The organism is Streptomyces sp. NPDC001020, assembly GCF_053599115.1.
In genome coordinates this window covers 184821-210263 of sequence record NZ_JBSFLQ010000003.1, presented here as the reverse complement: position 1 = coordinate 210263, position 25443 = coordinate 184821, and the positions used below count along the sequence as shown (strand labels likewise).

The window sequence follows — 25443 nt, the reverse complement described above, 5'->3', positions numbered from 1 at the left end:
GTCTCGCTTTATGCGGCTCCGCTACAACTACCGGGCCTACGGCCGGCGACCGGGAGCTGGGCCTGCGCCGCGCCCGCCCCTCGAAGGGTCACCCGACCCAGGTCGGAATCCCTGGACTTTAGGCCAGGGAGCACGTCAACCACGGCGGGTCTTGAAGTCGCGGTAGCAGTACGCTGCGATGCTCAGGAAGATCGCCGTGTTGAACAGCGGCAAGTTGTGGGCGAGTGTGGGCCCCGCTCCCAGGGTCACCCCCAGCACGAAGCCAGCGGCGTTGCAGGCCGCGAACACATAACCCACACCTCGGGTGACGCCTTTGGAGTGCGGCGTCAGTACTGCCGTGCATACGAGAAGGCCCACCATGAGAACGCGTACAAGCCAGATCGAGAAGAGCCAGCCCGTATTGGTCTCGGGGCGCGTGTACCAGAAGTCGGACGACACGTTGATGAGCACGAATACGGCCGCCGGCGGGCCGAACCGCTCCCACTGGGCCCAGGGTCCCGGAGCCTTCTGAGCCTTCTGAGCCTTCTGAGCCTTCTGAGCCGGCCTTGGCCGCGATGGTTCGGCCAGGGAGGGCACGTGGGACAACAGCGATCGCCCCAGCAGTTCCCGGCATTCGGCGGCGGCGGGGCGCTCACTCGGATCCAGGGCGGTCATTCGATCGAGCAGTGCGCGGAGGTCGGGAGGGAGGGCGGCCCGGTCAGGGGCAGGGAGCTGCGCGGCGGGGCCACGCTTGCCGGTGACCTTCTCGATCATGACCAAGCCCAGCGCGTAGACGTCGGAGGGGGCTGAGGCCGGTGCTCCCGCGAGCTGTTCCGGGGCCATATAGGCAAGGGTTCCAGGGGAAACGGTGGCAGTGACCGTGGTGAGGTTGGAGAACTCCCGGGCAATTCCCAGGTCCATCAGCACGGCCTTCCCGTCCGCGCAGATCATGATGTTCGCGGGCTTGATGTCCCGGTGCACAATGCCCTTCTCGTGCATGTGCGCGAGCGCCTCCGCCAGGCTTGCCCCCGTCCGGACGACCGATTCCGTCGATTCCACGGAGGAGCTCTTCTGCCAGGTCGCGCCGTGCAGCAGTTCCATGACTAGGTAGGGCACCGCGTGGCCGTCGTCGGTGACTGTTCCGGCGTCGTGGACGGTGACGACGCCGGGATGATGCAGCCGGGCGAGTTTGCGGGCCTCGGCGGTGAAACGGGCCACCGACTGCGGGTCATCGGCGAGCGAGGTGGCGAACTTGACCGCCACCTCACGTTCGAGAGTCAGATCCGTCGCCTTCCAGACCTGCCCGAAGCCCCCCGCGCCGAGCAGGTGCTGCAACCGGTAGCGGTCCTGGATGGTTGTGTCAGCGCGCACAGTCACCCCTGAAGTCCTCACTGTCGTGTTCTCAGATCATGACGGCTCCGACAGCCCCGCACAGTGCCTTCCCCGTTTCCCAGGTGGTCGCTCATGCAACAGTCCGGGGTGGTGAGCGACGACTTCAAGCACGTGGACGGGGAAGAGGCTGGGGCGGCTTCGGCAGGCGCGCGCGTGACGGAGGAGTTCCAGTCGAGAAAACCGATCGACAGACACGTCCAGGGGGCACTGTCATGGCTCCGACTGCCCGCCGCATGGAGCGGGCCCACCGCAGGAGTTGCTCTTGTCAACTGGTACCGCGGACCCCCGCCCCACGATCGATGCCGCACTGGCCAGGCGCCTGGTCGATACGCAGTTCCCGCAGTGGGCCGAGTTGCCTCTGAGGCTGTTCGAACCGGCCGGTTCGGACCACGTGATCTACCAACTGGGCGAGGACCTGTCCGTTCGGCTGCCCCGCCATGCAGGGGCCATCAGGCAGGCCATGAAGGAGTCCGAGTGGCTTCCCAGGCTCGCCCCGCACCTGCCATTGGCCATCCCAGTACCGGTGGGGGTGGGTGAGCCCGACTTCGGCTATCCGTGGCCGTGGGCGGTGTCCCGCTGGCTGGACGGCGAGGTGGCGACTACGGAGGCCCTGGCCGACTCGTCCCGGGCTGCCGTCCAACTGGCGGAGTTCCTCACTGCTCTTCAGGAATTCGTGCCTGAGGGTTTCCCCGTCGAGGACGCTAGCGAGGACCTCACCGGTCGGCCGCTGGCCGACCGGGACCGCGCGACGTGGGCCGCCATCGCGGACGTCGCCGGTACGTTCGACGCAGCGGCCATGACCGAACTGTGGGACGCGGCGCTGAGCGCCCCCGGATGGGATCGCCCTCCGGTCTGGTTCCACGGCGACTTCCACACCGGCAACCTGCTGACCGTCGACGGCTGCCTCAGCGCGGTCATCGACTTCGGCGAGCACGGTATCGGCGACCCGGCCTGCGACCTGACCATCGCCTTCACCTTGATGTCTGCCGGGAGCCGGGCTGCGTTCCGCGCCACGCTCGGCGTCGACGACGCCACCTGGGCCCGGGGCCGCGGCTGGGCCCTGGCCACGGGCCTGAACGCCTACACCTCCTACGCCGACGTCAACCCGCGGGTCGCCGCGCAGACCACTCGTCAGATCACTGAGGCTCTGATCGGCTGATCAACCGATTCCAGAACATGTGGCGCCCCGGGGGGAGGGGGTATCAGCTGGAAAGTGTGACAGATCCGGCAGAAGTGTCACGCTTTCGGAGCGTCGGTAGTCGACCGGGCGGCTGGCGGCCAAGGATCTTGACAACGATGGGGAGTCAGAACAGAGGACGGCTAACTCCAGGCCTGGGAGCGCGAGCCCCCCGTGCCGCTGGAGCAGCTCGGCGACATGGAGGAGGGGCGAGGGCTGGCACTGGTCCGGGCCTGCGCCGACGTGTGGGGCTGGCAGCCGCTGTCGCGCGACGGTAACCGAGGCAAGGTCGTATGGTGCGAACTGGCCGCAGTGGCCTGATCGGTCTTCTGACGACGGGGCCGCACGCCCCAACCGCCCGCGATGCGGCCCCCATTGGACATATGCGGCAGGAGTATGTCCGGGGGTTGACCCCCGAACTCAGGGGCTCGTACGGTCTGCTCCACTGCAAGCTCCTGAAAGTTTGCAGCAATTTCCTTCACGGGGTCCCAGCGCCCCGGCAGGCCCCCCACAGCAGATCCTTCAACAGAGAAGGAACCCCCCACATGGCCAAGAGAACCCTCTCCGGCGCCCGCGCCCTCGCGGCGGCCGCGACGGTCGCCCTCGCCGTCCCCGCCGGAACCGCACACGCCGCCCCACCCGGCACCAAGGACGTCACCGCGGTCCTCTTCGAGTGGAACTTCGCCTCGGTCGCCAAGGAGTGCACCAACACCCTCGGCCCGGCGGGCTACGGCTACGTCCAGGTGTCCCCGCCCGCCGAGCACATACAGGGCTCCCAGTGGTGGACGTCGTACCAGCCGGTCAGCTACAAGATCGCGGGCCGTCTCGGTGACCGCACGGCCTTCCAGAACATGGTCAACACCTGCCACGCGGCGGGTGTGAAGGTCGTCGCCGACACGGTCATCAACCATATGTCGGCCGGTAGCGGCACCGGCACGGGCGGCTCGTCGTACACCAAGTACAACTACCCGGGCCTGTACTCGTCCGCCGACTTCGACGACTGCACCGCCCAGGTCACCAACTACCAGGACCGCTGGAACGTCCAGCACTGCGAACTGGTGGGCCTCGCCGATCTGGACACGGGCGAGGAGTACGTCCGCAAGGCGATCGCCGGGTACATGAACGACCTGCTCACCCTGGGTGTCGACGGCTTCCGTATCGACGCCGCCAAGCACATCCCGGCGGCCGACCTGGCCAACATCAAGTCGAGGCTTACCAAGCCGTCCGCGTACTGGAAGCAAGAGGTCATCTACGGCGCGGGGGAGGCCGTCCAGCCGACCGAGTACACCGGTAACGGAGACGTCCAGGAGTTCCGCTACGCCTACGACCTCAAACGGGTCTTCAACAGCGAGAAGCTGGCCTACCTCACCAACTTCGGCGAGCCCTGGGGCTACTTGAACGGCGCGGGCGCGGGCGTCTTCGTCGACAACCACGACACCGAGCGCAACGGCTCGACCCTGAACTACAAGAACGGCGCCAACTACACCCTGGCGAACGTCTTCATGCTGGCCTGGCCCTATGGCGCTCCCGACATCAACTCCGGCTACGAGTGGTCAAATGTGGACGCGGGGCCGCCGAACGGCGGCCAGGTGAGCGCCTGCTGGCAGAACGGCTGGAAGTGCCAGCACGCCTGGCCGGAGATCAAGTCGATGGTCGCCTTCCGTAACGCCACCCGCGGCGCGGCGGTCACCAAGTGGTGGGACAACGGCAACAACCTCATCGCGTTCGGCCGCGGCAGCAAGGGCTACGTGGTGATCAACCACGAGAGCACGACAGCCGACCGGTCGTACGAGACATCGCTGCCCGCCGGCACCTACTGTGATGTGCAGGGCAACAGGACCGTGACGGTTGACAGCAGCGGCTGGTTCCAGGCGTCGCTCGCCCCGAACACCGCTCTCGCTCTGTACGCGGGCAAATCGAGCTGCTGACCGACCACTTCAGGCTCGACCACGCAGCTGCTGAAAGCTCTTGCTCTGTCTTTCACACCTCTTGCTGCAAGCCTTTCCTCGACGGTACGGTCGCGCGGGCGCCCGGCGACCGTACCGTCCCGCGGCGAGGGGTCGGACCCACGCGACCCCAACGAGCCGTCACCGCAAGGAGTTCTCGCCCGTGATACCGAGACCGCCCGCGCCCCAGGCGCGTCGCACCCCGTATCGAAGAAGGGTCGCGGCCACCGTCACCGCCGCGCTCACCGTCGCGCTCCTGCAGCCCTTCGCCGCGCGGGCCGCGACGCCGCCCGCGCCCCCGTCCGACGCGCAACTCGTGGCGCAGCCCGCCCGGCACGACGCCACCCGCGATCAGTTCTACTTCGTGCTGCCGGATCGTTTCGCCAACGGCGACACCTCCAACGACCGCGGCGGCCTGACCGGTTCACGCCTGGCCACCGGCTACGACCCCACCGACAAGGGCTTCTACCAGGGCGGTGACCTCAAGGGCCTGACGGACCGGCTCGACTACATCAAGGGCCTCGGTACCACCGCCATCTGGATGGCCCCGATCTTCAAGAACCGGCCCGTCCAGGGCACCGGCGCCGACGCTTCCGCCGGCTACCACGGTTACTGGATCACCGACTTCACTCAGGTCGACCCCCACTTCGGCACCAACAAGGACCTCCAGACCCTCATCTCGAAGGCGCACGCCAAGGGCATGAAGGTCTTCTTCGACGTCATCACCAACCACACCGCCGATGTCGTCGACTACCAGGAGAAGTCCTACGACTACCTCTCCAAGGGCGCGTTTCCGTACCTGACGAAGGACGGCCGGCCCTTCGACGACGCCGACTACGCCGACGGCACCAAGCGCTTCGCGGCGGTGGACGCCTCCTCCTTCCCGCGTACCCCCGTCGTGCCGCCCGCGCTGAAGAACGCCAAGGTCCCCGCCTGGCTCAACGACCCGACGATGTACCACAACCGTGGGGATTCCACGTTCGCCGGCGAGTCCTCCGCGTACGGCGACTTCTCCGGCCTTGATGACCTGTGGACCGAGCGTCCCGAGGTCGTCGCGGGCATGGAGAAGATCTACGAGCGCTGGGTGCGGGACTTCGGCGTCGACGGCTTCCGGATCGACACCGTGAAGCACGTGAACATGGAGTTCTGGACGCAGTGGGCGACCGCGCTGGACGCCTACGCCGCCAAGCAGGGCCGCAAGGACTTCTTCATGTTCGGCGAGGTCTACTCCTCCGACACCTCGGCCACCTCGCCGTACGTCACCCAGGGCCGCCTCGACGCCACCCTCGACTTCCCCTTCCAGGAGGCGGCCCGCCAGTACGCCTCCCAGGGCGGCGACGCCCGGAAGCTGGCCTCCGTCTTCGGTGACGACTACCGGTACACGACCGACAAGGCCAACGCGTACGAACAGGTCACCTTCCTCGGCAACCACGACATGGGCCGCATCGGGACCTTCCTGAAGCAGGACAACCCGAAGGCGACCGACGCCGAACTGCTGAAGAAGGACAGGTTCGCCAACGAGCTGATGTTCCTCAGTCGCGGCAACCCGGTCGTCTACTACGGCGACGAGCAGGGCTTCACCGGCTCCGGCGGCGACAAGGACGCCCGGCAGACGATGTTCGCCTCCAAGGTCGCGGACTACCTGGACGACGACGAGATCGGCACCGACCGCACCCACGCCAGCGACTCCTACGACACGAGAGCGCCGCTCTACCAGCAGATCAGTGCTCTCGCCAAGTTGCGCAAGGACAACCCCGCCCTCGCCGACGGCGTCCAGACCGAGCGGTACGCGGCCGACGGCGCGGGCGTCTACGCCTTCTCCCGCACCGGCACCGACGCGACCGAGTACCTCGTCGCGTTCAACAACGCGGACGAGGAGAAGACGGCGACCTTCGCGACCGGATCGGCACGGATGACCTTCCGCGGCCTGTACGGCACCGACGCATCCGTCACGAGCACAGCCGACAAGCAGGTCACGGTCACCGTCCCGGCCCGGTCCGCCGTCGTCCTCAAGGCCGAAGGCAAGCTCGACGCACCCGCCGCCAAGCCGACGCTCACCCTGAAGACCCCGGAGGCGGGCGCCACCGGCACCGTGGAGGTCTCCGCGGACGTCGAGGGCGGACAGCTGAACCGTGTCGTCTTCGCAGCCCAGGTCGGCAACGGCCCGTGGCGCATCCTCGGCTCCGCCGACCACGCCCCGTACAAGGTCACCGAGACCATCGGCAAGGACGTACCGGCCGGAACGGCCCTGCGCTACAAGGCGGTCGTGATCGACTCGGCCGGCCGGACCGCGAGCGCCACGGCCGCCACCACCGGCACCCCGCCCGCGCCCGAGGTCCCCACCGCCTCCTCCCGCGACTACGCGATCGTCCACTACAAGCGAGCCGACGGCGAGTACGGCGACTGGGGCCTGTACGCCTGGGGCGACCTCGCCGACGGCGAGTCGACGACCTGGCCGGACAGCCACCCGTTCACCGGCCGGGACGCGTACGGCGCCTTCGCCTACGTCAAGCTCAAGCCCGGCGCCTCCAACGTCGGCTTCCTCGTGATCGACAAGGACGGCACCAAGGACGTATCCGCCGACCGCACCATCGACGTCACCAAGACCGGCGAGGTGTGGGTCGAGCAGGGCAAGGAGGCCGTCCTCACCGAGAGGCCGGCGGCCGACTACCCGGCGCAGGACAAGACCAAGGCGGTCATCCACTACAAGCGCGCCGACGGTGACTACGACGGCTGGGGCCTGCACGTGTGGACCGGCGCCGCGAACCCCACCGACTGGTCGAAGCCGTTGCGGCCGACGCGGACCGACGCCTACGGCGCGGTCTTCGAGGTACCGCTCACCGACGGTGCCACCAGCCTCAGCTACATCGTCCACAAGGGCGACGACAAGGACCTCCCCACCGACCAGTCCCTCGACCTCAAGGCCAACGGCCACGAGGTGTGGCTGCTCAGTGGCCAGGAGAAGTACCTGCTTCCGCAGCCCGCGGGCAGCGCCGCCGCCCTGGACCTGACCACCTCCAAGGCGGTCTGGATCGACCGGAACACCCTCGCCTGGAACGGCGTCGAGGGTGCCGCCTCCACCCAGCTCGTGTACTCCCCGGGCGGTTCGATCACCGTCAAGGACTCCACGCTCACCAGCGACGACGAGCGCTGGCTGCGGCTGACGAAGACGACCTTGACCGACGCCCAGAAGGCGAAGTTCCCCCACCTGAAGGACTACACCGCCTGGTCCGTCGACCCGCGCGACCGCGACCGGGTGCGCGAGGCCCTGAGCGGCCAGATCGTCGCCTCCCAGCGGGCCGCGAACGGCGCCGTGCTCGCGGCGACGGGTGTCCAGATCGCCGGTGTGCTGGACGACGTGTACGACGCCACGAAGGCCGACCTCGGGCCGACCTTCCGGGGCGGCCGTCCCACGCTGGCCGTGTGGGCGCCGACCGCGCAGAGCGTCTCACTGGAGCTGGACGGTTCCACGGTCGCCATGAAGCGCGACGCCACCACCGGCGTCTGGTCCGTCACCGGCCCGGCGTCCTGGAAGAACAAGCCCTACCGGTACATCGTGAAGGTGTGGGCGCCCAGCGTCCGCAAGCTCGTCACCAACAAGGTCACCGACCCGTACTCCCTGGCGCTGACCACCGACTCCGAGCGCAGCCTGGTCGTCGACCTGAAGGACAAGTCCCTGGCCCCGAGCGGCTGGTCGACGCTGACCAAGCCCAAGGCCGTGCCGCTCAGGGACGCCCAGATCCAGGAGCTGCACATCCGGGACTTCTCCGTCGCGGACACGACCGTGCCGGCCAAGGACCGGGGCACGTACCTCGCCTTCACCGACAAGAACAGCGACGGCTCCGAGCACCTGCGTGAGCTGGCGAAGGCGGGCACCTCCTACGTGCACCTGCTGCCCGCGTTCGACATCGCGACGATCCCCGAGAAGAAGTCCGAGCAGGCCACCCCCGACTGCGACCTCGCGTCCTACCCGGCCGACTCCGACCGGCAGCAGGAGTGTGTCGCCGCCAGCGCCGCGAAGGACGCCTACAACTGGGGCTACGACCCGTACCACTACACCGTCCCCGAAGGCTCCTACGCCACCGACCCGAACGGCACCCGTCGCACCGTCGAGTTCCGCGACATGGTCAAGGCGCTGAACGAGGACGGCCTGCGGGTCGTCATGGACGTCGTCTACAACCACACGGCGGCCGCCGGGCAGGCGGACACCAGCGTTCTGGACCAGGTCGTGCCGGGTTACTATCAGCGTCTGCTCGCCGACGGCTCGGTGGCCAACAGCACCTGCTGCGCGAACACCGCGCCCGAGAACGCGATGATGGGCAAGCTGGTCGTGGACTCGATCGTCACCTGGGCCAAGGAGTACAAGGTCGACGGCTTCCGCTTCGACCTCATGGGCCACCACCCGAAGGCCAACATCCTCGCGGTCCGCAAGGCCCTGGACGCGCTGACCCTCAAGAAGGACGGCGTCGACGGCAAGAAGATCATCTTGTACGGCGAGGGCTGGAACTTCGGCGAGGTCGCGAACGACGCCCGCTTCGAACAGGCCACTCAGCAGAACATGGCCGGCACCGGCATCGCGACCTTCTCCGACCGCGCCCGCGACGCCGTACGCGGCGGCGGCCCCTTCGACGACGACCCGGGCGTCCAGGGCTTCGCCTCCGGCCTGTACACCGACCCCAACCCCGCCGCGGACAACGGGACGAAGGCCGAGCAGAAGGCCCGCCTGCTGCACTACCAGGACCTCGTCAAGGTCGGCCTCACCGGCAACCTCGCCGCCTACCGCTTCACCGACACCGGCGGCAAGAAGGTCACCGGCGCCGAGGTCGACTACAACGGAGCACCCGCGGGCTACGCGGACGCACCCGGTGACGCGCTCGCCTACGCCGACGCGCACGACAACGAGTCGCTGTTCGACGCGCTCGCCTACAAGCTGCCGAAGGACACCTCGGCGGCCGACCGGGCCCGTATGCAGGTCCTCGCCATGGCCACGGCCGGCCTCTCACAGGGCCCGTCGCTCTCCCAGGCCGGCTCCGACCTGCTGCGCTCCAAGTCCCTGGACCGCAATTCCTACGACAGCGGCGACTGGTTCAACGCCATCCACTGGGACTGCCGGGACGGCAACGGCTTCGGGCGCGGACTGCCGATGGCAGCCGACAACAAGTCCAAGTGGGACTACGCCAAGCCCCTGCTGGGCTCCGTCAAGGTGGGCTGTGACCAGATCGACGGCGCCTCGGCCGCGTACCGGGACCTGCTGAAGATCCGTACGACCGAGCCCGCCTTCTCCCTCGACACCACCGGCAAGGTGCAGTCGCAGCTCTCCTTCCCGCTCTCCGGGAAGGACGAGACCCCCGGTGTGATCACCATGGAGCTGGGCGACCTGGTCGTCGTCTTCAACGCGACGCCAGACAGCAGGCAGCAGACAGTCGCCTCCCTCGCCGGGAAGCACTACGCACTGCACCCGGTGCAGTCCGCCGGTGCGGACCCCGTCGTCAAGACGTCCTCGTACGCGGCGGAATCCGGCACGTTCACCGTGCCCGGCCGCACCGTGGCGGTCTTCTCCCGGGGCATGCGCTGACGCGGTGACGGGGCGGGCGGGCCCGGGACTCCGGGTCCGCCCCACCCTTCCCGTGCGCCGACCGGTTCAGGACGCGAGGGCGACGAGCCGGGTGACCAGGTCGGCGAAGGGCCCGTCGTTCGGCTCGTCCCGCAGGACGCCGCGCAGCAGCGCCGCCATCTCGTCGTCGTACGCGGCGCTGACCGCTACCAGCGCCCCGAAGTCATGCACGAGCTGTACCTCCAGCTCACCGCGCGGCACCCGCCGGCCGTCCAGCCAGATCAGCGCCGTCGACTCGACCAGCGAGATCCACGAGCGGATCACCAGCTCCAGTCGCGCCGGCGGATTCTGGACCCTCAGATGCGCGAGGATCTGGACGTACGCGGCCTGCCGCACCGAGTCGATCAGTACGGTCGTTCGCGACAGCGCGTCCTTGGCGCGGGCGCTGCCCGCGGAGACGGCGGGGCCGCCGCGCATCAGCGCCGCGAAACCGGGCCCGTGGTCATCGACGAAGTCGAAGAAGCGGCGCATCACCCGCAGCAGCCGTGCCCCCAGCGGGCCTTCCTCCGGCTCCACGAACCGCGCCGCGAGATCTTCCGAAGCACGCTTCAACGCCGCCTCGTACAGGCTTAGTTTCCCGGGAAAGTAGTGATAGAGCAGCGGCCGCGAGATACCCGCGGCCGACGCTATCTCGTCGATGGAGACCTCGTCGGGAGAGCGCCGGCTGAACAGGTCGAGCGCGACACCGATCAACTGCTGCCGCCGCTCATCGACTCCCATTCTGCGGCGCACCCCGGTAGTCATACGAACACCTTACCGATGGGATCCTGCCTGGAGCGGGACGGACCGGTTACGGCTGTTCACATGTCGAGGACGATGCGCTCACCCAGCGCCCGTGACACACAGATCAGCATCGAGTCACCGCGCTCCGTGTCCGTGAGCAGTTCGTCCCGGTGGTCGACGTCCCCCTCCAGCACCCGCTGCCGACAGGTCCCGCAGAAGCCCTGCTCGCAGGAGTACACGGTGCCCGGGAGCTCCGCGCGGACGGCGGCGAGCACGGAGGAGTCGGCCGGCACCTTCACCATCCGTCCGCTGCGCCGCAGTTCGACCTCGAAGCAGCGTTCGCCGTCTGCCGTGGCACGCGGCGCGAACCGTTCCATGTGAAGGGTGGCCCCCTCGGGGAGACGGGCCTCCACCGCCGTCATCAGTCCCTCGGGACCGCAGCAGTACACGGCCGCGCCCGCGGGCACGTCGGCGAACAGCGCGTCCAGGTCGGGGCGTCCGTCCTCGTCCTCGGCGACGACCGTGACCCGGTCACCTCCCAGCTTCTCGATCTCGTCCAGGAACGGCATCGAGGCGCGGCTGCGCCCGCAGTACAGCAGCCGCCGGTGCGCGGTGGGCGGAAGACCGCGCAACATGGGCAGGATCGGGGTGATACCGATACCACCGGCCACGAACACGTACGCGGGCGCCGCCACGAGCGGGAACCGGTTGCGCGGCCCGCGCACCTCCACCTCCGTCCCCTCGCGCAGTTGCTCGTGCACCTCGCGCGACCCGCCGCGCCCGTCCTCGACGAGCCGGGTCGCCACGGTGTACGAGGAGGTGTCCGCGGTGTCCCCGCACAGCGAGTACTGCCGTATGAGCCCCGAGGGCAGCACCAGGTCGATGTGCGCGCCCGGCTCCCAACGCGGCAACTCCCGTCCAGTCAGGCGCAGTCGTACGACACCGTCGGCGACGTTCTCGTGCCGGGCGACCCGTAGCCGCAGCGCGCGGGTGCGCGGCCGGCCGGAGATCGGCTCCTCCAGCGCGGGCAGCGGCCACAGCGGCGACACCTGGATCCGGCGGCGCAGCGCCCTGCGGACGAGCAGCGCGGCACCCGTGACGGCCGCGACCGTCCGCAGCCGGGGCATCACGCCATCCCCTTCTCGGCGGCGATCGCGGCGGGGGAGGAGGCGAGATAGGCGACGGCCTGCGCGGTGCAGCCCTCCTGCGAGGGATGGTACGAACGGCTCAGGTAGCGGGGTACGGATCTGACGATGGCGCCGGTCGACGGCAGCACGCCCTCCCGGCCCCGCCGGTGGAACTCCCGGAAAGTGGCCCGGCCCGCGACGAGCGTCGGGTCGTTCTCCATGAAGAACCGCGTCCCGCGCTGCCACAGGAACACCAGTGCGGCGAACGCGGCCGCCCAGGTCCGCGCCCGCCGCCGGTAGTCGCCGTCCAGGTGCATGAACAACTCGTAGGCCACCGACCGGTGTTCGACCTCCTCGGCGCCGTGCCAGCGCAGCAGGTCCAGCATGGTGGGATCGGCGCCGCGGCGGTCCAGCTCGTCGGCGTTCAGCACCCAGTCGCCGAGGAACGCGGTGTAGTGCTCGATGGCCGCGATGAGTGCCACCCGCTCCATCAGCCACCATCTGCGGGCCCGGCCCGGCGGCAGGGTCCGGTCGCCGAGAAGCTTCTCGAAGAACCAGTCGACCTGGGCGGTGTACGGGGTCGGGTCGAGGCCGAGCTCCCTCAGATGCGGCAGCACCTCGTCATGGGCCTGCGAGTGCACGGCCTCCTGGCCGATGAACCCGATGACGTCCTCACGGAGCCGCTCGTCCCGGATGTCCGGCAGCACCTGTTTGTAGACGTGCACGAACCAGCGCTCACCGGCGGGCAGCAGCAGATGCAGCACGTTGATGGTGTGCGAGGTGAACGGGTCCTCGGGGACCCAGTGCAAGGGGGTGCCCTCCCAGGAGAAGGACACTCTCCGCGCTTTGAGCGCCACCCGGGCCTGGTTATTAGACATGGCGTCAATGTACTGACGGGTAAGCCCGGGCAGAACCCCTCGGGTCGCTTTTTCCCGCGCGACAGCGCCCTGCCGCGACGGTGCGACGCTGCCGCGCCCTAACGCAGCCCGCTGACCGTCTTCCCGTTCGTCAGCGTCCCGGTCAACGCGGCCTGCGCACCGTGCTTCGTCCGCACCGCCAGCAGGTTGCCCCGCGCCGACCCGCTCACCCCGCCGGTAGCCCTGATCGACGCGGTGTCCTCGCTCCCGGCGGCGAGCAGGTACCAGCTCCCCGCCGCCGACTTCCACAGCACGCCCGCCAGCGCGTGCGGATCCTTGGCGCCGCACGCGGGAACGCCCTCGGCCTTCGCCGCCACCGCTCCGTACGCCCCGCCCGGTGTGTGGACCTGCGCCAGCACCCGAGGCCCGTCGCCCCGCCAGGTGTCGGCCCGTGTGCACACCCACGCCGCGGACCCCGAATCGTCAGGCAGCGGCTGCCGTGCGTACTCCCACGCGTTCACGGACCGGACTCCCTGCGACCGCACCGCCGCGAGCGAGCACGCGAACGGCGACCAGGTGCGCAGTGCCACCGCTCCGGACACCTCCCGCGGCGCGGTCGGCCGCCCCACGGTCAGGTGCGCCGGCGTCAGCTCCCCGAGGTCGGTCAGCAGCCGCGTCCCAAAGCCGTCGGTCAGCTCCAGCACGTGCCACGACGCGCATGAGCCGGTCTGCTGCGCCGGGCTGGCCAGGGGTGTGGTCACGCCGTCGGTCAGACCCAGGTCCATCGTCCCGGACGCGGGTTTCATCAGGTCCCGCTCGGTCGCCTTGGTCACCCAAGGGGCGGTCAGATAACGGACGTTGCCGTCGGCGCGGCCCAGCACCACCGCGTCCGCCTCGGCGCCGGTGGCCGCGTCGACCCGGGCGAGGTCGAGTGCGGCCCCGTCCGTGCCGTTCCTCGGCTCGGCGTAGCGCGCGACCCGCAGACCGTCGTAGAAGATCACCACACGCGCGGAGTCGACCTCACCCGCGTACAGCAGCTGCGGCGGTCCGGCCGGACCGCCCGAGGGCGTGCCGGGGGTCACCGAGACCTGGACGGATGCGCCCGGCCGCGCCCACACGGCGAGCGCTCGCCGCAGCAACGCCCTGTCGCCGGTGAGGGTGCCGCGTGCGGGCCACACGGACAGGTCGGTACGGGCCGCCGTCCTCCACGCGAGGGCCGGCACCCTGGTCACCTTCGCCGGATCCAGGGCGGCCTGCGCGGCCGGGTTCTGCGCGTACGAGGGGGCTGCCGCGCCGTCCGGGCCCCAGCCACCGCCCGGCAGCGTGAGCAGCGCGCCGCACACCGCGACGGCCGCCGCGGCGGCGAGGGCGGCCTTCGTGTGCTGTCTGCGCCGCCTCAGATCGGTGGGCCGTGCCTGCAGTGCACACGGGTCGAACCCGGGGGAGCCGAGCAGTGCGTCGTGCGCCGGTACCCGCGCGGCCGCGCGGACGGCCGCCGCCGGGTCCGCGACACCCGCCGCCGCGAGCACCTTGCGCACACCGTCCTCGGACAGCTTCTCCAGGCCCCGCAGCACATAGGCGGCGCGGGCCGGAGCGGGGAGTGCGGACAGCCACTGGTCCAGGACGAGTTCCTCGGCGCTGCCCGAGCGGGGGAAGAGCCGCATACCCCACACCTGGGGGAGCAGCGGCGGTAGCTGGGACCGCTTCGGCCAGGCGGCACGCCCCAGCGGACGGGCCGCCTCCAGCGCCGAACGCACCACCCGGAGGCGAACGAAGGAGTAAGCCGGGTCGCCGTTGCGGGCCTCCCCGCCCCCGGCCTGGGCAGGGATCACGGGCGCGGAGGCACGCCCGCGCGGCAGCGCCCGCTGGGTGAGGGCGTGCGCGCTCAGTACCCGCCGGTCGCGACCGAGGCCCGAAGGCAGCACCAGATAGGCGAGCCGGACAAGCCGCGGGTAGTGCTCGACGAGCGCGGCCTGAGCCTGCTCGATGTCGACGAGCGGTCGGGAGTGCGAGGTTCGGCGCGGGGCGACATGCTGTGGCTGCACGTCCAGCCAAACGAACGAGGCCGACGTTGGTCACCTGGACCCGGCCGGAGGGGGTGCGGTGCGGACGGCCCGCCGAAGGATCAGTCCTCCGGCTCGACCAGCAACCGCGCGTAGTTCGCCATCGACCGCTGGTAGCGCGGCAGATGGGGGGCGAGCGCACCGAGGACGAGGGACAGCCCCTCGCGGTCGCGGCCCAGGCTGGACAGGCAGAGGGCCAGGCAGGCGCGTACCGCGTCGTCCAACTCGTCCGATGGAGCGTCGAGTTCGGGAGTGAGCAGCTTGACGCCCTCCTCCGCCTGGCCGATGTTCCGCAGGGAGCTGGAAAGCTGGATCTTCGCCCGGCGCCCCCGGTAGCCGTCGAGGCCGCGCGCCAGCGCCTCCCGGTACAGGGGCACCGCCTTGTCCGAGTGGCCCGTGGAGTCCCAGGCGCAGGCACGCTCGAAGGGGCCGAGCGGGCTGTCGTCGGGCAGCTCGGCGACGAGGGCGTCGATCACCGCCCGGAAGTCCGCCTCTCCCGCGGCCACGTCGCCGGTGGATGCCGTCCCGACGTGGTCGTCGAAAGCCGCCCAGGCGGCGGTCACGCGATCCTCCCAGTCCCCGGTGCTCACGCGTCCCCCTTCGTTCCGGATCCTTGACGCGGCCCACCTTCGCACAGGTGTGCGCGCCAGGGCGGGAATTTTCACGATCTTGGCGGGGACCCGTAGTGCCCTTGAGCACAGGACGCACCGGAGCCGTACGGAAGGGCAAGGCCCTTTAGGGCCTGTTCTGAGTTGCCCGCCTGCGCCGTGACGCCTGGCACGGCACTCCCCCAAGCTCTTCGAGCAGGGGGGACCCTCACGCCGCGTTGTCGGGATCGCTTCCGCGTACGCCCAGTACGCGGGCGACCCTCCGCCTTGCGAGGCTCCCCCACTGCCTGAACGGCGTGGGAGGTGCCCCCAGCACCAGACGCCGCGACGCCCGCCCTCCGGGCGAACGACGGGCAACTCAGAACAGGCCCCTAGCGGGATCCCAGCGGCCCGGCCGCCACGACCGGAGGAACACATGAGGTGGACACGCGAGAAGCCGGTGCCCCGGCAGACGACGTCAGCCACGTCGTCTGCCGGGGCACTGACGGTCGGCGCGGTCGTCGTCCTGCTGGCACTGACCGGCTGCGGCGGACCGCACGACGCCCACGACACAGTCCCGGCGGCCGCGACCGGCAGCCTGGAGGACCTGGCGGCGGACGTGAACTGCGAGCCGAGTGTCCAGACCGACGCCGACGAGATCCGCCAGGGCGTCTGTGAGAACGCCGACGGCCGGTTCGTCCTCGCGACCTTCGCCACCGACCGCGGCCAGCGCGAGTGGCTGGGCGAGGCCAAGGACTACGGCGGTTGCTATCTCGTCGGCGCCAGATGGGTCGCCGTCGGGGAGCGGACGGTGGTCACGGCGCTGCGCGGCCGGCTCGGCGGGACCATCGAGGAGGGGGCCTCGCACCACTCGGGCACGAGCGGTGGTGGGGGGCGGGAGGCCACACACTCCGGTCACGGCGGCTGACCGCGCAGGTTCTGGGAGCCGAAGGCCGGCGGGGGGGGGGAGTGCCACCGCCGGCCTTCTCCACGGCTCACCGGCAGGTGCGGCCGGTGTTGACGCAGTTGACGACCTTGTTCATCAGGTTCACGGACATGACGTTGATGAAGTCGTCATGGTCGGTACTCGCCTTGTGGAGCTGCTCGGGGAAGCCGTCCACCGCGTAGGCGTTCTTCACCCGGCCGTTCCGGACGGTCGGCCGCGGCACGCTGTACACCAGGCGCATCGTCAACTGTGGGATCGCCCGGAAACCGCCTGGACAGGTGCCGTCCGCGTCGGCGAAGGCCACGTGCGTACGGTGGTTGGCGCTGTCGATGTTCTGGCCGTCCCAGCAGCTCTGGAAGGCGAACGTACGGACAACCTGGCTGCCTTGCGGGCAGATCGGGTACTGCTCCGTGAGCTGCACCTTGTTCTCGAAGCCGGTGCAGCTCCAGTGCGCGTTGGCGTTCCCCGGGCCGTTGGTGAGGGCCTTGGCGTCACCGGTGATGATGCGCAGGAACCGCGGCATCGCCACGACCTTGCTCGTCGGGCTGCCGACGAACGTGATCCGCGCCTGCCTGGCCGTCAGGATCCGGCCGACGTTGCCTTCCTTGCCACCGCCGTCGTCGTTCTGGTCGAAGTCCCGCGTGCCGTCCTGGGCGCGCAGCACCGGCCAGTAGTACGACGACTTGTCCTGCTGGTTCTGGCAACTGGTCCGGGCCGCCGCGAACGTGTTGTTGTCCGCGAAGGCGTCGTTCGACTGGTTGCCGACGTAGTCGTGCAGGTGGTGTGCGCCGTTCCGCACGCCCGGCGCCACGATCACGTTGTCGGTGTTGTGGTTCTTGTTGGCGTTCACACCGCACGCGGTGACGAACGTCCCGGTCGACGCGTTGCCGGTCCTGCGCGGTTTCGCCGGGACGTTCGGCCGGATCTTGGTGATGTCCACGAAGTCCGCCGCGGTCGGGCCGTTGCCGACCTGACCGCGGCCGTCGCGCCCACCCGCCGGGAGCTGGGCCTGCTGCGCGGTGGTTCCGGTGCAGGCGGCGAGGCTGTCGAGCGAGGAGGGGGCGGCGGTGCCCGCACGCCGGAAGTCGGTCTTGATCCGGCCGATGGCCTCCATCCGCTGGTCCTTGAGCGGGCCGAGAACGGTGTCCGGGACGAAGCTCGCGTCGCCGGCCTGCGCCTCGCGTGTCGAGGCCAGCCGGGCGTACGCCTCGGTGAGCTGCTGGTCGAGGGCCGCCAACTCCGTTTCGACGTCCGGCTTTGCGGCGCTCGGCACGTCGGTGAGCTGCTGACCGACGTCCGGGCAGGTGATGGTGGCCACCTGGGCACCGGCGGACTCGGCGCTGTTCCGCGTTGCGTTCGTCGCGCTTGTCTCGTCCGCCGAGGCGTAGTAGTTCGCCCAGATCAGCCCGCCCCCGCCGAGCGCCAGGGCGGCCGATGCGGCAACGGCCCTGACGGCCCACGACGTCCGGCGTTTTCGTGTGGTGCGTCCCATTGGATTGGAACCTCTCTGACTACCTTTCGGGCCGGAGGCGCCCGACAGGGATGAAGCGGCTCCCTCCTATACGGGTGGGGCTCGTGGGGTGTTCAGCACCAGGGCACGCCGGAACCGACAGGGCCGCCACACTTGCCGCAACCAGCCGCCGCGGTCTACTCGGGGCACGAATTCGGAGCCGCTGATGAAGGTCGTGTCGGTAGGGGGGTGAGAGGGGTGCAGACCGGGGCGGCGGCGCCGATGAGTTCCACAAGACCCACGCCGCCAGTGGGCGGGAGGATCCTCGACCAGTTGTTGGCCAGCCAGGCGTTGCCGGAGGAGTCGATCTGTACCGCCGTGAGGTGCTGGATGGCCTTGTTCTGGAAGCCTTGTTCGGGGGACAGGACGGTGCCGGCGGAAGAACCGCGCGGGCAGGCGGCGGAGTTCACGCCGCACAGGAGTGACACGGACGAGTTGCCGAAGCCGGCGACCCATACGCGGTCCTGACCGTCGATGGCGACAGACCAGGGAAAGATTCTCTTGAGCAGCCGGTAGACGCCCGCCACGGTTCCGTCGGGGCGGATCCGGGTGACCGCGCTGCTGAAGAAGTTGACGGTCCAGGCGTTGCCCTTCGAATCCAGGGCGAGCCCGATAGGCGCCTGGAGCGAGCTGTCGTGGATGGAGGTGAGCGGTTTGAAGTCGGGGCCGATGACGGTGACGCTTCCGCCGACCTGGCCAGGCCGCCGCGCTTCGAGGATCTCGGAGAAGGCCATGTGGCTGTTGGTGACCCAGGCCCGGCCCTTGCCGTCGATCTGGATGGCGAACGGGTGGTTGAAGCTCTTGTCTTTGATCGTGACGGCCTTCGAGGGGTCACCGTGCGGGTAGACGACGACGCTGCCCGCGCCGGCGGCGCCTTTGAGGCCGTAGGAGTTGGCGATCCATACGTTGCCTCGCTGGTCGACAGCGACACCCTGCGGTTTGACGAGGCCACCGTTCTTCCAGCCGGAGGGCTGTGACAGCGGAACGCCGGCGGCCGAGTACTTCGACATCGCGTTGCCGCCGTAACTGGGCGCCCAGACCGAGCCCTCGTGGTCGATTGCGAGGCCCCACGCTCCGCCCTTCATACCGCCGCCGCTGATGGGGCTGCCCAGGGTCGGCCGGCCGGCCGGGTCGAGGACGGTGACGAACGGACTGGGGTCTCGCGTTCCGGGCAGCCAGTTGTTGGTCGCCCACACGTTGCCCTTCGCGTCGAACGCGATGCGGCCCGGCGCGTAGAGGCCCGCAGCGGTATGGCGCACCGCCAGCATCCATCCGGCGGGAGCCGCGGGGAGCGCGGGGGTGAAGACCGTCGCCGTACGCGACAGGGTGAAGAGACCGGCTGGGGACAGCGTCGGGTTGTGGGCCAGGTTGAGAACCGCCTGCACCGTGTCAGTGGGCCGGGTGCCGCCGCGTGGTGTCGCCAGCCGGAGCAGTTCGTCGCAGCGCCGGGTGTCCGTCAGGCAGAGGGAGACGAGGTTGGCGAGCGAGTTCAGCGTGGCGAGGGTCTCGCTGTTGGCGTTGTCGCCCGTGACTGCCCTTCCCGGCTTGCCGGTGACCGGATCAGCGAGGTTGAAGGATGTCGCGGCGGCGTTCTGCAACCCGGGACCGGTACCGGCAATGCCGCGCCGGTCGCTGAACTGGGCGAGGGCGTACGTGGTGGCGACGGTGGTCAGTTCGTTGACGGTCACGGTGTTCTCGGTCCGCTGAGGTACACCGCCGCCCGCACCGACCCCCACGACCGAGCGCAGCCGGAATCGCCCCTGCGCCGACGTTGCCTCGACGTACAGCACTCCGTCGGCGGGCTTGGCGTAGGAGAGCCGGAAGGAGCCGTGTGTGTCGGTCGTGGCCCGGCCCAGCACCCTGGCGCCGGACGGTGCCCCGGCAAAGAGCGTGACCTGGGCTCCGCGCAGCGGCTTCCCCGCCCCGGTGGCTGTCCCCTGCAAGGCGTTCGTCCCCGCACCGACCGCCGATGCCGGGACGTCGACTGTCCCGAGGACGATGGCGGCCGAGGCCGCTGTGGCGATGAACGAAGCCAGTGGCAGGCTTCCGGCCCACGTCGGCGCGTGGCGCCTCTTTGGGGCGACGAGTCTGCGAGCACGTATGTCTGAGCTGGTCATGGCTTTCGGACCCTTCACTGTGCACAGTCGGACCGGTGGTGCTGGGGAGAGGGATCTTCCTGGCCGTCGAGAGTTTCGCGAGCACGTGCGCAGGCTGGTCATGTGCTCTGCGCGGGGCGGTTCCGGGGTAGGCCCAGGACAAGCAGCAGGAGACCGATCAACCTGGCTGCCCTGATGCGGCTCCCTCGGCTTCGACCGGACCGCCCTGGCTTTCGGGCACCCGCAGCGTGAACCAGCCAACTCTGGCTCCGAACAGCCAGACCACGCCCAGATACAGTCCCGGCTCGACTTCACGAATCTCGTCGCGGACCCCGCGAGCGACCAGAGAGGTCTTGGAGTAGTCGATGACGATGCAGTCCTGGTCGTCCATCAGGCTCTGCCCGATGTAGACCTGCGCCACGATGGCGAGCACGTCAAACGCGGTCATCCGATTGCTCAGATAACCCTCCTGGTCGAAGACCTTCCCTCGCCAGACGGTCAGGCGTATCAGCCGAGCGAGCGGCTGGGCCACCCAGCCGCCTCCCCACCGCACGATGCCCGTGCCCTCCATCGGACCCTTCGGAATGTCACCATGCGGACTGCTGCGGAACAGCTCTACCAGCCCGGCATCGCCGGTCTTGAGCAGATCCGTCTCGCGGAGTGCCATGGTCGTCCTCCTGGCGGTCATGAGAACCATCGCTGAACACGCGATGCGGCCGGCAAGACTCACCCTTGATACTTCCGAGAAGAAACGCCACAGCTGCTGGGCCGAATGGCTACCTCCGGCCGTCTGCGGGTCGTCCAAGGCCGCTCACCGGTGGCCAACGACGACCGATGACGACCACTCGGGCACACCGTAGCGCTACCCCGACCAGCGAAATCCCAGCTCCCCAAGGCCCACGGCAAGCCCCAGGGCAAGAAGAAGCAAGCCGAGCTGCAGAAGCCCTCCGTCTGCGCTTTCGCAGACAGGCGCGCACACCCGATCCATCACGACACGGCGTCGACGCCACAGTGGCGGACCGTTGCCTGAGCGGGCACCGGAAGCTGGTCCGGCCAGGCGAACGCGTACCGGGGATCGCCCCCGCGGCTCAGCCGTACGAAGCGCAGGAGTTCGCGGACGATGCCCGCGTTACCCATCGCCCAGCCGGTGCACGGTTCGAGATCGCTCGGGGTGGACCGGTGCTCGAAGTTCGACCAGCGAGCTCCGTCACTGTCCCGGATCGCACGGTCGGTGAGGTCGGCGACGAGGACGGAGGCGAAGTCATACGGGTCCCGCTGTTCGGCGATCCGGTCACAGGCCAGGGCGAGGACTCCCGCGGTGCCACAGCAGCGGCCGTTGTTGTCCCAGAAGCCGGGGCGCAGCCGCTGGGGCAGGCCGGAACGGGTGACCGTATGCCAGCAGCGGTCGGCGAGGGCGGACCAGACGGGGTCGGCCGTGACGTCCCGAAGCAGCCGGAAGACCTGGGCGTCACCGGCCGGGCCGTGGCACCAGCCGTAGCTGATGGGCTCGATCACATCGGGGCGGTACTGGGGGGTGGAGTGCGGCACCAGGAAGCCCTCCGGCCCCGCTTCGTCACGCGCCACGACGTCCGCAGCACCGGCCAGCGCCAGTTCGACCAGATCCGCACGTCCGGTGGCCCTGCCGACCCGGGCAAGCGCCAGGACGATGCCGAGCGTGCCGTGCGAGATGTGGTGCAGACGGGAGTCGACGCCCGTGCGAAAGGCCCAGTGGACACCCGTCGGGGTCTGCTCCGCCGTCCGCAGATACGGCTCCACGGCGAGGACGGCCAGTTCGGCGTCGCCGGCCAGGAGTGCCCCGAGGCCGATCCCCGCGTTGCCGCCCATCAGCTCGAACAGTTCGCCCCAGCGCGTGCCGTCGAAGCGTGACCGCACTAGGTCCAACGCGCGGTCGGCGGCCGCGCCGGCGGCCGTGTCGCCGAGCTCTTCGTGAAGGGTCCGCAGGACGAGCGCCATGCCGATGCGGCCGAAGTACAGGGAGTCGTCGTCGATGCCGTCGACGGACTCCACGAGGCTGCGGGCCGCGCGCAGGGCGGCGTCGGCGTAGGAGTCGTCTGCGAAGTGCCGCCACGCCTCCAGGAGCACGGGGACGTTCCCGGCCGTACCGTCGTAGAGCATTGGGCTGAGCTCGTCGTCCGAGGGCCTGGTCGTCCAGGCAAGGCCTCCTCCAGAGGTTTCTCGCGCCGCCTCGGTCAGCCACCGCAGCCCGTCCACCGCGAGTCCCTCGACCTCGTCCACCGCCACGGCCGTGGCTCCTGCTGCCGTCATGGGCCCACTCTTGCATGATCTTCCGGACCCGCCCAGAGGGCGATTGCGCTCCGCTCAGGTGACTCTTTGCCCTTCGAGCCCCCACCTGCGATTTTCCATAGGCAGGGGCTCTTCGGCGCCGGGTGCCTGGTGCGGGGCGCAGGGTGCCGGGCCTCGCGACAGGGCGAACGGTGCCTGATGCGGCACCAGTCAGACGCGGCGCCCCACAACCCGTGCGAAGCCCAGCGCGCGGCCCTCATCGGCGCGCAGCAGCTGCACCGATTCGCGGGCCATGTGTGCCATCCATTCGTACGGGCTCTCCTCGGCGCACACCTCGCTCCACAGCAGCCAGTCGCGCCAGCCGTCGGGCTGCCAGTCGGCGGCCTCCACCTGCACGGCTTTGCTGCGCGTCCAGTTGCGCCGCCACCAGGCGGGGGAGTGGAACGCCCAGAAGTCCGGCTCCCAGTACGGCTTCAGGTGCTCCGGGGGCTCGGTGCCCTCCGGTTCCTCCCGCAGCGCGGGAACGACGACACCGATGCGCCCGCCCGGCTTCAGTAACTGGGCGACGGTGGGCAGGTAGAGGTCGTTCGTGCCGAAATACTGGTAGGCGTCGATGCTCACGATCACGTCGAACGTGCCCTTTCCGAACGGCAGAACGCAACGCACCTGCTCGAGTCGGGGGGCGATACGCCCGGCTGCGGACTGCGGGACGCTACCAGCCGCCCCGCCCGCTCCGCATCCGTTTTCCCGGCCTTCCGAGGCGGAGCCACTCAGTGGCCTGACCGCCTCCTTCGGGCCCGGCGGTCAAAGCCCGAGCACCTTCGCCTCCACCGCGGAATCGAGGCCCATCGCGAACCGGCCGGGCCGCTGCCGCACCGGCGCGACCCCGCCGATGCCCTGCAGCCACGCCCAGGTGTCGCGCACGGTCTCCTCGACCGGCCGGCACCGCAGCCCGTCCCGCACCGCCCGGGACACGTCGATGCTGTGCAGGGCCGCCTCCTCCTCGCTGCCGGGCGGCACCCACACCGGGAGCTGCGTCCACGGCTGGATCCCGGCGTCGAGGATCACCTCGGGCGCCGTCCACCGCAGCTCCGCATCGCTCCCGGTGACCCGGACACACTCCTCCAGCAGCGCTCCCATCGTGGTGTGCCCGCGCGGGGAGACGAGGTTGTACGGCCCGCTCAGCTCCCGCTCCGCCGCCCCGAGGATCCACTCGGCGAGATCGCGGGCGTCGACGTACTGGACGGGCAGGTCCCGCGGTCCCGGCGCCAGGACCGGGCCCCCGCGAGCGATCCGGTTCAGCCACCACGGCAGCCGCCCGATGTTCTCGTACGGGCCGAGGATCAGCCCGCACCGCACGAGCACCGAGCGGTCCGCGCCGAAGGCGTCCATCGCGGCCAGCTCGCCGCCCCGCTTGTCCCGGCCGTAGTCGATCTGCTCCGCGTCCGGCGATGCCCCCTCCACGAGGGGCGCGTCCTCGTCGTAGCCGGGGTCCGGTGCCCACGCGTACACCGAGCAGGTCGACACGTACACATACCGCGCCGCGCGTCCGGCCAGCAGCCGCGCGGTGTCCCGGACCGCCCGCGGTGCCCCGGACCAGGTGTCGACGACGACGTCCCACTCTTCTCCGGCCGCGTCCTCCGCAAGCGCAGCGAGACCGTCGGGCGCGGTGCGGTCGCCCAGCAACTTCCGTACCCCGGGCGGTGCTTCGTGGTGACCGCGGTGGAAGACGGTCACCTCCCAGCCCCGCCCGAGCGCCGCCTCCACGACGGCCCGCCCCACGAACTCCGTACCGCCCAGCACCAGAAGTCTCATACCGGCCACTGTGCCCGCACGGAGCGCGGGGCGGAAGACGGATCTGCCGACAGAGAAGTCCGGAACGGTGCCACCACGTCAACGGCCCGCGCACGGCGCGTACTTGTAGCCTGCGAGGCGTCCCGTCCAAATCGCCTTGCAGACACCGCGAGGGGGCGCCCACCCAAGCGGTGGGCGCCCCCTCGCGAAGCGAGCGAGATCAGACCTGGCCGGCCTTCTCCAGCGCGGCGCAGCACGTGTCGGTGAGCAGGCGCGTGACCACGTACGGGTCGACGTTGGCGTTCGGGCGGCGGTCCTCGATGTAGCCCTTGCGGTCCCTTTCGACCTGCCACGGGATGCGGACCGAGGCACCGCGGTCGGCGACGCCGTACGAGTACTCGTCCCACGGGGCGGTCTCGTGCAGACCCGTCAGGCGGTCGTCGATGCCAGCGCCGTAGTTCTTGACGTGGTCCAGCGGCTTGGAACCCTCGCCGAGCGACTCGCACGCGGTGATGATCGCGTCGTAGCCCTCGCGCATCGCCTTGGTGGAGAAGTTGGTGTGCGCACCGGCGCCGTTCCAGTCACCCTTGACCGGCTTCGGGTCGAGGGTGGCGGAGACGTTGAAGTCCTCGGCGGTGCGGTACAGCAGCCAACGGGCGACCCAGAGCTGGTCGGAGACCTCCAGCGGGGACAGCGGACCGACCTGGAACTCCCACTGGCCGGGCATGACCTCGGCGTTGATGCCGGAGATGCCGAGGCCGGCCTTCAGGCAGTTGTCCAGGTGCGCCTCGACGACGTCCCGGCCGAAGATCTCGTCGGCGCCGACACCGCAGTAGTAGCCGCCCTGCGGGGCGGGGAAGCCGCCCTCGGGGAAGCCGAGCGGACGCGTGCCGTCGAAGAAGGTGTACTCCTGCTCGATACCGAAGATCGGCTGCTGTGCGGCGAACTTCTCCGCGACCTCGGCGAGCGCGGCACGCGTGTTGGACCTGTGCGGGGTCATGTCCGTGTTGAGGACCTCGCACAGCACCAGGATGTCGCCGCCCCCGCGGATCGGGTCGGGGCAGGAGAAGACCGGCTTGAGCACGAGGTCCGAGAAGCGGCCCTCGGCCTGGTTGGTGGAGGACCCGTCGAAGCCCCACAGCGGCAGCTGCGTACCCTCGGCGGCGCCTGCCAGGATCTTCGTCTTGGAACGAAGCTTGGCCGTCGGCTCGCTGCCGTCGATCCAGATGTACTCAGCCTTGAAGGTCACAGGTCTCATCCTTCGGGGGTGGGGCTCGACCGCGAGGTCGCGCTGCCGCGGGTGCGCGGCGGGGGTGCTGCCCTGCAGCCTGCCAACCGGCGATTTCCCGACCATTGCCCAAATGTGA

Annotated in this window: 16 protein-coding genes and 2 pseudogenes; 5 read left to right on the top strand and 13 right to left on the bottom strand. The window is 69.9% G+C overall.

Annotated elements, in window-relative coordinates; translation table 11 throughout:
• Positions 1 to 135: 135 nt before the first annotated feature.
• On the bottom strand, positions 136 to 1356 hold the full coding sequence (locus ACWDEX_RS03900) for a serine/threonine-protein kinase (protein WP_450461567.1): 1221 nt from the start codon (positions 1354 to 1356) through the stop codon (positions 136 to 138).
• Positions 1357 to 1633: 277 nt separating this feature from the next.
• Between ACWDEX_RS03900 and ACWDEX_RS03895 the strand changes: the two genes are divergently transcribed.
• From ACWDEX_RS03895 to pulA, 4 genes and pseudogenes are all read left to right on the top strand, one after another.
• Positions 1634 to 2530 (top strand): aminoglycoside phosphotransferase family protein, encoded by an 897-nt coding sequence (locus tag ACWDEX_RS03895; protein ID WP_450461566.1) that lies wholly within the window; start codon positions 1634 to 1636, stop codon positions 2528 to 2530.
• Positions 2531 to 2713: 183 nt separating this feature from the next.
• Positions 2714 to 2869, top strand: a pseudogene (locus tag ACWDEX_RS03890) (ATP-binding protein); the annotation flags it as partial.
• Between the two features lie 224 nt (positions 2870 to 3093).
• The gene (locus ACWDEX_RS03885; RefSeq protein WP_450461565.1) at positions 3094 to 4476 is read left to right on the top strand and encodes an alpha-amylase; all 1383 of its coding nucleotides are present in this window, start codon (positions 3094 to 3096) and stop codon (positions 4474 to 4476) included.
• A gap of 181 nt (positions 4477 to 4657) precedes the next feature.
• A complete protein-coding gene (gene pulA / locus ACWDEX_RS03880; RefSeq protein ID WP_450461564.1) occupies positions 4658 to 10069 on the top strand; it encodes a pullulanase-type alpha-1,6-glucosidase in 5412 nt (1803 codons plus the stop codon).
• A gap of 66 nt (positions 10070 to 10135) precedes the next feature.
• On the opposite strand, the gene ACWDEX_RS03875 is transcribed toward pulA, so the two are convergent.
• From ACWDEX_RS03875 to ACWDEX_RS03855, 5 genes are all read right to left on the bottom strand, one after another.
• Positions 10136 to 10852, bottom strand: a complete 717-nt coding sequence (locus tag ACWDEX_RS03875; protein WP_450461563.1) for a TetR/AcrR family transcriptional regulator — start codon at positions 10850 to 10852, stop codon at positions 10136 to 10138.
• Between the two features lie 56 nt (positions 10853 to 10908).
• Positions 10909 to 11958 (bottom strand): PDR/VanB family oxidoreductase, encoded by a 1050-nt coding sequence (locus ACWDEX_RS03870; RefSeq protein ID WP_450461562.1) that lies wholly within the window; start codon positions 11956 to 11958, stop codon positions 10909 to 10911.
• Positions 11958 to 12836, bottom strand: a complete 879-nt coding sequence (locus tag ACWDEX_RS03865; protein WP_450461561.1) for a metal-dependent hydrolase — start codon at positions 12834 to 12836, stop codon at positions 11958 to 11960. Before ACWDEX_RS03865 ends, ACWDEX_RS03870 begins: the two co-directional genes overlap by 1 nt.
• 98 nt (positions 12837 to 12934) lie before the next feature.
• On the bottom strand, positions 12935 to 14860 hold the full coding sequence (locus tag ACWDEX_RS03860) for a hypothetical protein (protein WP_450461560.1): 1926 nt from the start codon (positions 14858 to 14860) through the stop codon (positions 12935 to 12937).
• Between the two features lie 80 nt (positions 14861 to 14940).
• Positions 14941 to 15468, bottom strand: coding sequence for a tetratricopeptide repeat protein (locus ACWDEX_RS03855; RefSeq protein ID WP_450461559.1), 528 nt, complete (start codon positions 15466 to 15468; stop codon positions 14941 to 14943).
• 433 nt (positions 15469 to 15901) lie between these two features.
• On the opposite strand from ACWDEX_RS03855, the gene ACWDEX_RS03850 reads away from it, so the two are divergent.
• A complete protein-coding gene (locus ACWDEX_RS03850; RefSeq protein ID WP_450461558.1) occupies positions 15902 to 16393 on the top strand; it encodes a hypothetical protein in 492 nt (163 codons plus the stop codon).
• 67 nt (positions 16394 to 16460) lie between these two features.
• On the opposite strand, the gene ACWDEX_RS03845 is transcribed toward ACWDEX_RS03850, so the two are convergent.
• The 7 genes and pseudogenes from ACWDEX_RS03845 to glnII all read right to left on the bottom strand — a co-directional run bounded on the left by ACWDEX_RS03845 (position 16461) and on the right by glnII (position 25325).
• Complete coding sequence (locus ACWDEX_RS03845; protein WP_450461557.1) at positions 16461 to 17903, bottom strand: DUF1996 domain-containing protein; 1443 nt, start codon at positions 17901 to 17903, stop codon at positions 16461 to 16463.
• A 155-nt stretch (positions 17904 to 18058) separates the two neighbouring features.
• On the bottom strand, positions 18059 to 20038 hold the full coding sequence (locus ACWDEX_RS03840) for an NHL repeat-containing protein (RefSeq protein WP_450461556.1): 1980 nt from the start codon (positions 20036 to 20038) through the stop codon (positions 18059 to 18061).
• Positions 20039 to 20195: 157 nt separating this feature from the next.
• Positions 20196 to 20684, bottom strand: coding sequence for a hypothetical protein (locus tag ACWDEX_RS03835; RefSeq protein WP_450461554.1), 489 nt, complete (start codon positions 20682 to 20684; stop codon positions 20196 to 20198).
• Positions 20685 to 21004: 320 nt separating this feature from the next.
• On the bottom strand, positions 21005 to 22303 hold the full coding sequence (locus ACWDEX_RS03830; RefSeq protein WP_450461553.1) for a lanthionine synthetase LanC family protein: 1299 nt from the start codon (positions 22301 to 22303) through the stop codon (positions 21005 to 21007).
• A gap of 189 nt (positions 22304 to 22492) precedes the next feature.
• Positions 22493 to 22936: pseudogene (locus ACWDEX_RS03825) on the bottom strand (SAM-dependent methyltransferase); the annotation flags it as partial.
• 150 nt (positions 22937 to 23086) lie between these two features.
• Positions 23087 to 24097 (bottom strand): SDR family oxidoreductase, encoded by a 1011-nt coding sequence (locus tag ACWDEX_RS03820; protein WP_450461551.1) that lies wholly within the window; start codon positions 24095 to 24097, stop codon positions 23087 to 23089.
• 199 nt (positions 24098 to 24296) lie between these two features.
• Complete coding sequence (glnII, locus tag ACWDEX_RS03815; protein ID WP_450461550.1) at positions 24297 to 25325, bottom strand: glutamine synthetase; 1029 nt, start codon at positions 25323 to 25325, stop codon at positions 24297 to 24299.
• Positions 25326 to 25443 lie beyond the last annotated feature (118 nt).